General features: G+C 69.0%; 7 protein-coding genes and 1 pseudogene. 3 read left to right on the forward strand and 5 right to left on the reverse strand.

What is annotated here, in order from left to right; translation table 11 throughout:
* Positions 1-10: 10 nt before the first annotated feature.
* Together ispF and ispD are read right to left on the reverse strand one after the other, a co-directional pair.
* Positions 11-562, reverse strand: coding sequence for a 2-C-methyl-D-erythritol 2,4-cyclodiphosphate synthase (ispF, locus tag CDO46_RS23210; RefSeq protein WP_087840967.1), 552 nt, complete (start codon positions 560-562; stop codon positions 11-13).
* Entirely contained in the window at positions 559-1293 is a 735-nt protein-coding gene (gene ispD, locus CDO46_RS23215; protein ID WP_087840968.1) for a 2-C-methyl-D-erythritol 4-phosphate cytidylyltransferase, read from the reverse strand. Before ispD ends, ispF begins: the two co-directional genes overlap by 4 nt.
* Positions 1294-1362: 69 nt before the next feature.
* Here ispD and mfd point away from each other — a divergent pair, with 69 nt between their 5' ends.
* Genes mfd through CDO46_RS23230 form a run of 3 tightly spaced genes read left to right on the forward strand, consistent with a single transcriptional unit; the run spans position 1363 to position 6450 of the window.
* Entirely contained in the window at positions 1363-4848 is a 3486-nt protein-coding gene (gene mfd, locus CDO46_RS23220; RefSeq protein ID WP_087840969.1) for a transcription-repair coupling factor, read from the forward strand.
* 22 nt (positions 4849-4870) lie between these two features.
* Positions 4871-5737, forward strand: a complete 867-nt coding sequence (gene serB / locus CDO46_RS23225; protein ID WP_087840970.1) for a phosphoserine phosphatase SerB — start codon at positions 4871-4873, stop codon at positions 5735-5737.
* A 59-nt stretch (positions 5738-5796) separates the two neighbouring features.
* Positions 5797-6450: a TetR/AcrR family transcriptional regulator gene (locus CDO46_RS23230; protein WP_087840971.1), complete on the forward strand. Its 654-nt coding sequence runs from the start codon at positions 5797-5799 to the stop codon at positions 6448-6450.
* On the opposite strand, the gene CDO46_RS23235 is transcribed toward CDO46_RS23230, so the two are convergent.
* The 3 genes and pseudogenes from CDO46_RS23235 to CDO46_RS23245 all read right to left on the reverse strand — a co-directional run.
* Positions 6425-7087, reverse strand: a complete 663-nt coding sequence (locus CDO46_RS23235) for a DUF4286 family protein (RefSeq protein WP_087840972.1) — start codon at positions 7085-7087, stop codon at positions 6425-6427. The genes CDO46_RS23230 and CDO46_RS23235 overlap by 26 nt on opposite strands.
* 2 nt (positions 7088-7089) lie before the next feature.
* The gene (locus tag CDO46_RS23240; RefSeq protein WP_087840973.1) at positions 7090-8055 is read right to left on the reverse strand and encodes a tripartite tricarboxylate transporter substrate binding protein; all 966 of its coding nucleotides are present in this window, start codon (positions 8053-8055) and stop codon (positions 7090-7092) included.
* Positions 8056-8077: 22 nt separating this feature from the next.
* Positions 8078-8452: pseudogene (locus CDO46_RS23245) on the reverse strand (SMP-30/gluconolactonase/LRE family protein); the annotation flags it as partial.
* Between the last annotated feature and the right edge of the window lie 135 nt (positions 8453-8587).

Here is an 8587-nt window from a genome sequence, read left to right on the forward strand (position 1 = left end):
CCAGGCAGGGTCAGTCCCCCGCGTACAGATCCTTGTACAGGAAGGGATCGGGCTTGCGCGCCAGCATCGCGACCACGGTCGCGGCGATGCCCTCCTTGCGCCCCAGGAAGCCCAGGGCCTCGTTGGTCTTGGCCTTGATGTTGACGCAGGCAGCGGGCACGCCCAGGTCCTGGGCGATGTTGGCGGCCATGGCGGGCGCGTGGGGGCCGATCTTGGGCGCCTGGGCGTGGACCGTCGCGTCGACGTTGATGACCTGCCAGCCCGCTTCGCTTACCCGCTGCATCGCGGTGCGCAGCAGCAGCCGGCTGTCGGCGCCGGCATAGGCGGGATCGGTATCGGGAAAGTGGCGGCCGATGTCGCCCAGCCCCGCCGCGCCCAGGATGGCGTCGGTGACCGCGTGCAGCAGCACGTCGGCGTCGGAATGGCCCAGGAGGCCATGCGTATGCTCGATCCGGACCCCGCCTATGATCAGCGGCCGCCCTTCGACCAGGGCGTGCACGTCGTAGCCCTGCCCGATGCGGTAGGGATAGGTGGTGGGATCGATGTTCTTGTCTTTGTTCATGATGCGTCCAGCAGTTTTTCCATCAAGGCGAAATCCTGGGGCCAGGTCACCTTGAAATTCGACAGCGTGCCCGCCACCAGGCGGGGCGCCAGCCCCAGCCCCAGCGCCTCGACCGCGCTTGCCTCGTCCGTCACGACCAGCCCGCGCACCGCGGCATGGGCCAGCGCGCGGCGCAACAGGCCGGCTCGGAACATCTGGGGCGTCTGGGCCTGCCACAGCCCTTCGCGCGGCACGGTGCCCGCCACGCGGGGCACGGCGCCGCCGCCCTGGGTCTTGATGGTATCGGCCACCGGCATGGCCACCAGCCCGCCGACCTCGTCGTCCAGGCAGGCGTCGATCAGCGCCCGCAACACCTCCGCCGGCAGGCCCGGACGCGCGGCATCGTGCACCAGGACCCAGTCGTCGGCCTCGGCCCCGCAGCGCGCCAGCGCATTGGTGACGGTCTCGGCGCGGGTGGCGCCGCCACACGGCAGGCAGGCCACGCGTGGCAATCCCTCCAGCGCGGCGCCCGCCAGGGTGTCGTCCGGGCCGACGGCCACCACCACCTGCCCGATGCGGTCGTCGCGCAACAGTGCCTGGACGGCATGGCGCAGCATGGGCCGGCCGCCCAGGAGCCGGTATTGCTTGGGCCGCACCGGCGCGGCGGCCGCCGGATCCGGCGCGGGATCGGCGGCGCGCGCCCCCACGCCACCGGCCGGCACGATGGCGATCAAACGGGAAATCGGTCTCATGGCTTCTATAATACGGAATTGCCGCCACGCCCGCGCCGGCCCCTGGGCGACGCTCTTTCCGCGAAACCGATGTCCCTCCCAGCCAGTACAGCCTCCACGTCTTCCCCTTCCGCCAGCACGCCCGCCGCCTGCCTGCCCTCGGCGTTGACGCAAGCCGTGCTGGCCGCGCTCAGGCCCGGCGAACGCTATGCCCAGCCCCGCCCGCCGGGAGCCGGCGATGCCTGGCTGCTGGCCGACCTGGCACGCCGCGCCGGCAAGCCGCTGGCGGTGCTGACGGCCGACCCGCTCGACGCCCAGCGCCTGGCCGAGGAAATCCGCCTGTTCTCGCCCGGCCTGCGGGTGCACCAGTTTCCCGACTGGGAAACCCTGCCCTACGACGCGTTCTCGCCCCACGAAGACCTGATCTCCGAGCGCCTGAAGGCCTTGCACGCCCTGCTGCGCCAGGACGTGGACGTCCTGACGATACCGGTCACGACCGCGCTGTACCGGCTGGCCCCGCGCGCGTTCCTGGCGGCCTACACGTTCTCGTTCAAGCAGGGCGACCGGCTGGACGAAGCCGCGCTGCGGGCGCAACTGACGCTGGCCAACTACACGCACGTCACCCAGGTGACCGCGCCCGGCGAATTCTGCATCCGCGGCAGCCTGATCGATCTCTTCCCCATGGGCTCGGCCCTGCCCTACCGGCTGGACCTGTTCGACGACACCATCGAGTCCATCCGCAGCTTCGACATCGACACCCAGCGCAGCCTGTATCCCGTCAAGGAGATCCAGATGCTGCCGGGGCGCGAGTTCCCGATGGACGAGGCCGCGCGCAACGAATTCCGCGCGCGCTTCCGCGAGGAATTCGAGGGCGACCCGTCGCGCGCCACGCCCTACAAGGACATCGGCAACGGCATCGCCTTCCCGGGCGTCGAATACTACCTGCCGCTGTTCTTCGACGAGACCGCGACGCTGTTCGACTACCTGGGCGAGCAGACGATCGCGGTCACGCTGGGCGACGCCGAGGACACCATCCGGCGCTTCCTGCAGGACACCTCCAGCCGCTATGAATTCCTCAAGAGCGACCGCGAGCGTCCCATCCTGCCCCCGTCCCGGATCTTCCTGGATACCGATGGCCTGTTCGGCCACCTGAAACGCTTCGCCCGCCTGGCCCTGGCGGGCGACCGCCCGCACCCCGCCTTCACCGCGCCGCCCGAGGTCGCCGTGCAACGCAAGGCCGAGGACCCGGTGGCGCGCCTGCGCGCGCTGGCGGCCCGGCAGGACCAGCGGGTGCTGCTGTGCGCCGAGTCCGCGGGCCGCCGCGAGACCATCGCCCAGATGCTGGCCGAGTTCGGACTGGATCCCGAGCCGGTCGAATCCGTGCAGGACTTCCTGGGCCGCGCGTCGTCCTTCGCCATCGGCATCGCGCCGCTGTCCTCGGGCTTCGGCCTGGCCGACCCCAAGCTGCTGTTCCTGACCGAGAGCGACCTGTTCCCGGGCCACGCCGTCCGCCGCGGCAAGCGCGGGCAGGAGCGCGCCAGCAACGTCGAATCCATGGTGCGCGACCTGTCCGAGCTGCGCGTGGGCGACCCTGTCGTCCACGTCCAGCACGGCATCGGCCGCTACCAGGGCCTGGTCAGCATGGACATCGGCGAAGGGGAAATGGAATTCCTGCACCTGGAGTACGCCGGCGGCAGCACGCTGTACGTGCCGGTGTCGCAGCTGCACGTCATCGCCCGCTACAGCGGCGCCGATCCCGAGACCGCGCCGCTGCACCAGCTGGGCTCCGGCCAATGGGAAAAAGCCCGCCGCAAGGCCGCCGGCCAGGCCCGCGACGCCGCCGCCGAGCTGCTGAACCTGTATGCCCGCCGCGCGCTGCGCCAGGGCCATATGTTCAAGCTGCCCATGTCGGACTACGAGGCCTTCGCCGAATCCTTCGGCTTCGAGGAAACGCCGGACCAGGCCGCCGCCATCCAGGCCGTGATCCAGGACATGACCTCGGGCAAGCCCATGGACCGGCTGGTGTGCGGCGACGTGGGCTTCGGCAAGACCGAGGTGGCGCTGCGCGCCGCCTTCATCGCCGTGGCCAACAGCAAGCAGGTCGCGCTGCTGTGCCCGACCACCCTGCTGGCCGAGCAGCACGCCCAGAACTTCGCCGACCGCTTCGCCGACTGGCCGGTCCGGGTGGTCGAGCTGTCCCGCTTCAAGTCGGCCAAGGACATCAGCGCCTCCATCGAGCAGATCAACGACGGCCGGGTCGACATCGTCATCGGCACGCACAAGCTGCTCTCGGACAAGGTCAGGTTCAAGAACCTCGGCCTGGTCATCATCGACGAGGAGCACCGCTTCGGCGTGCGCCAGAAGGAAGCGCTCAAGGCGCTGCGCGCCGAGGTCGACGTGCTGACGCTGACCGCCACGCCCATTCCCCGTACGCTGGGGATGTCGCTGGAAGGCATACGCGACTTCTCGGTCATCGCCACCGCGCCGCAGAAGCGGCTGGCGATCAAGACCTTCGTGCGGCGCGAGGACGGCAGCACCATACGCGAAGCCCTGCTGCGCGAACTCAAGCGCGGCGGACAGGTGTACTTCCTGCACAACGAGGTCGAGACCATCCACAACCGCCGCGCCAAGCTCGAGGAACTGGTGCCCGAGGCGCGCATCGCGGTCGCGCACGGGCAGATGCCCGAGCGCGAGCTGGAGCAGGTCATGAAGGCCTTCTACCAGCAGAAATACAACGTGCTGCTTTGCACCACCATCATCGAGACCGGCATCGACGTGCCCACGGCCAACACCATCGTGCTGCATCGCGCCGACCGCTTCGGCCTGGCCCAGCTGCACCAGTTGCGCGGCCGCGTGGGGCGTTCCCATCACCAGGCCTACGCCTACCTGCTGACGCCCGGCGAGGACGCCATCACCAGCAACGCCAGGAAGCGCCTGGAGGCCATCCAGGCCATGGAGGAACTGGGCTCGGGCTTCTACCTGGCCATGCACGACCTGGAGATACGGGGCGTGGGCGAGGTGCTGGGCGAATCGCAATCGGGCAACATCCAGGAAGTCGGCTTCCAGATGTACACCGACATGCTGAACGAGGCGGTACGCGCCCTGAAGAACGGCCGCGAACCCGACCTGAACGCCCCCCTGTCGGCCACTACCGAGATCAACCTGCACGTGCCCGCCCTGCTGCCGCAGGACTATTGCGGCGACGTGCACGCGCGCCTGGCGATCTACAAGCGCCTGGCCAACTGCGAGGACGCCGCCGACATCGACACGATCCAGGAAGAGCTGATCGACCGTTTCGGCAAGCTGCCCGAGGCGGCGCGCGCCCTGATCGAGATCCACCGGCTGCGCCTGGCGGCCAAGTCGGTGGGCGTGATCAAGATCGACGCCAGCGAATCGGCCGCCGTGCTGCAATTCGAGCCCAATCCTCCCATCGATCCGATGCGCGTCATCGGCCTGGTCCAGAAGAACCGCCACATGCGGCTGTCGGGCCAGGACAAGCTGCGCATCGAGATCAAGGGCGCCGACCTGAAGGCACGCGTGGACGCCGTGCGCACGGTACTGCGCTCGCTGGTCTGAACCCGTTTCCCCTTCCCATCCCCTGCCCATGACCCATCTCGTTATCCAGGCCCCCGACCTTGCCCAGGCGGCCATCGAACACGTCTCGGCCCTGGCCCGCGCCCGGCGGATCGTCGAGCTCGCTCCCGGCGCCGTCCGCCTGACCGAGGCCGACGACACGCCCGCGGCGCGCGCCCAGGTCGCCGCCTACTGCCAGGAAGCCCGCGTGGACTGGGCCTACGTCGAGCCCGGCGCCCGGCTGGCCGACTGGAAGGTGCTGGCCATGGACATGGACTCGACCCTGATCAACATCGAGTGCATCGACGAGATCGCCGACATGGCCGGCCTCAAGCCGCAGGTGGCGGCCATCACCGAGGCTGCCATGCGGGGCGAGATCGCCGACTTCAGCGAAAGCCTGACCCGCCGCGTGGCGCTGCTCCAGGGACTGCCGCTGGAGGCGCTGGAACAGGTCTATGTGGAACGGCTGCGGCTGAACCCGGGCGCCGAGCGCCTGCTGCTGGCGGCGCAGCGGGTGGGCATCAAGACCCTGCTCGTGTCGGGAGGCTTCACCTGGTTCACCAGCCGGCTGCAGCAGCGGCTGCAGTTGAACGAGGCGCACGCCAACACGCTGGAAGTGGAGAATGGCCGGCTCACCGGCAAGGTGCAGGGCGCCATCCTGGACGCCGACGGCAAGGCCCGCCACCTGCGCGAATTCGCCCAGCGCCACGGCGCCCCGCTGTCGCGCGCGATCGCCGTGGGCGACGGCGCCAACGACCTGAAGATGCTGGGACTGGCCGGCCTGAGCGTGGCCTACCACGCCAAGCCGGTGGTGCGCGAGCAGACCAGCCGCGCGCTGAACGTCTGCGGACTGGACGGCATCCTGAACTGGTTCGAGGATACCCTGGGCTGATCCGCGGCCGCTTCTGTTGTAGTGTTACGGTCCAGCCCCATTTTCAGGATTTGCCCGCCATGTCACCACGCCCAGCCAAGGCCTCGGCGGATGCGCCCCGCACCCGCGATGCCGAGCGCACGCGCCAGATCATCCTGGAGGCCGCGACCGCCGAGTTCGCGTCGCTGGGCCTGGGCGGGGCCCGCATGGACCGCATCGCCGAACGCGCCAAGGTCGACAAGCGGCTGATCTACTACTACTTCAACAACAAGGACGACCTGTTCCTGGCCGTGATGGAACGCGCCTATGCCGCGATCCGCCAGGCCGAACGGGAATTGCACCTGGAGGCGCTCAACCCTCCCGACGCGGTGCGCAGGCTGGTCGAATTCACTTGGCACTACTACCTGGAAAACCCGGAGTTCCTGTGCCTGCTCAACAACGAGAACCTGCACCAGGCCACGCACCTGAAGCGTTCGTCCCAGGTGCGGGACATGCACTCGCCCTTCGTGCAGTGGCTGGCCGACATCCTGGAACGCGGCCAGGCGCAAGGCCTGTTCCGCGCCGGCGTCGATCCGGTGCAGCTCTATATCTCCATCGCCAGCGTGGCCTATTTCTATCTGTCCAACCAGTACACGCTGTCGGAGATCTTCGGCCGCGACCTGATGGCGCCCGCCGCGCTGGACGAGCGGCTGGCCCACATGGTCGATGTCATCCTGGGCTACCTGCGCCCCTGACTCCCCTGCCCTTCACCAGCGGCGTCCCGGTGGCCGCATAGACGTGCCGTACCACGTCCCGGGCGCCGTCGTCGAAGCGGCGCCGTGCGGGACGGTCGAAGAAGGCCGCCAGGGCCGGCTCCGCCGCCTGCTCCGGCGCGGCGAAATCGAAGATTTCCAGGTAGCGCCCGGGGTCGCGGACCTGGCGAAACAGCCGGTATCCGGTGCAGCCCGGAATCTCCGCGCTGGCCCGCCCCTGCTCCAGCCCGTCGGCCTCGGCCAGGGGACGCGGCGCACGGAAGGCACGCAGCAGCACGGCGCCAGGATCCGGATGCCCGCCATGCGCCACCGACGCCAGGCGGGCCAGGTTCTGCCGGATGCGGTCCTTGCCGAAGAAAGTCCATATCCGGCCCGACCACGGCGTCGGATGCGTCACCACGTGCTGGAAGCCGGGACTGTCCTCCACGCTTTCATCCCGCGTCTCATAAAGCGCCAGGAACTTGGGGAACGCGTCGTCGCAATAGTAGCGGCGCCCGCTGACGAACCCGTCCAGCCCGACCACCTGGGGTATGTGCTCCAATTCGTACCACGCATGGAACTCTTCTTCGCGATGCGGCGGCACGTGTAGCCAGACCGCGATCAAGCCGGTTGCCTGCATGATCATTCCATCCTGATGTTGGCATGGGTGATGACGCGCTGCCATCTCTGCAATTCGGTATCGACCAGCCTGGAGAAGGCCTCGGGACCGTCATTGGAGGGGTCGGCGCCCGCCGACGCCAGCTGGGCCCGGACCTCGGGCAGCGCCAGCGCCTTGCGCAGTTCCGCGTTCAGCCGCTCGATTACCGGGCGCGGCGTGCCCGCCGGGGCGATCAGGCCGTACCAGGCCACGACCTCGGCCCCCGGCAGTCCGGCCTGCGCCACGGTGGGTACTCCCGGCAGCGCCGGCGAGGGTTCGGGCCCCGCCACCGCCAGCGCGCGCAACTGGCCCGACTTGATGAACGACAGCACCGGCGGCACGCCGCTGAACAGGATCTGCACGCGCTGGGCCAGCAGGTCGGTCAGCGCGTCCTGGTTGCCCTTGTAGGGCACGTGCACGATCTCGACCTGCGCCAGCGATTTGAACAGCTCTCCGGCCAGGTGGTTGGTGCTCCCCACGCCCGACGACGCGAAATTCAGGCCGCCCGGGTGCGCGCGGGCATAGGCGACCAGTTCCTGCAGGCTGCGCGCCGGCACCGAGGGATGCACCAGCAGCACGTTGGGACTGCTGGCGATCACGCCCACCATGGCCAGGTCCTTGCGGGTGTCGAACGGCATCTTCGACCCGTACAGCGCCGGGTTCACCGTCATCGGCCCCGTCGTCCCTATCCCTATCGTATAGCCGTCCTTGGGCGCCTTGGCGACCATGTCCACGCCTATGTTGCCACCCGCGCCGCCCTTGTTCTCGACCACCACCGGTTGGCCCAGCTGCCGCGACAAGGGCTGCGCCAGCGCACGTGCCAGGATGTCCACCGAGCTGCCCGCCGCGAACGGCGCGATCAGGCGTATCGGGCGGGTCGGGTAGTCCTGTGCGTGCGCGGCGCCCAGCGCGCCGGTCATGATGGTCAGCGCAAGCGCGGTGTGTTTCATCGGCTCTCCTCGTTGTCTTTCTTCATGTGTGTGCGTATGGCGGCAGGCCGGGTTCGGGCAGCCGGGCGGCCAGGATCACGCCCTGCTCCGCTTCGGTCACGTACAGCGTGCGCCGATCGGGCCCCCCATAGGCGACGTTCGTGGTGCGGCGGCCCGCGCACGAACGGATGCGCAGCAGCGGCTCGCCCATGGCGCTGAACAGCCACACCGATCCGAGCCCCGCGTGGACCACGGCCAGATTGCCTTGGGCGTCCGTCGCCAGGCCGTCCGGGCCGGTGGGACTGCCGGACAGCTGGATGAAACGCCCCACCTTGCCGACCCGCCCCGCCTCGTCCAGCGGCACGCTGTAGATGGCGTTGTCGCGGGTCACGGCCAGGTAAAGCAGGCGTTCGCCCGGCGCGAAGGCTAGGTCGTGTTAACACTAATGGTGTTAATCATGAAAATTAAGAGATACTTCGGTGATGGAAATCAGCGAAGCCCAATTCAAGCAGATAGAGCATTGCCTTCCTCGCCAGCGGGGCAATGTGAGCAT

It is taken from the genome of Pigmentiphaga sp. NML030171 (genome assembly GCF_002188635.1).
Taxonomy (GTDB): domain Bacteria; phylum Pseudomonadota; class Gammaproteobacteria; order Burkholderiales; family Burkholderiaceae_B; genus Pigmentiphaga; species Pigmentiphaga daeguensis.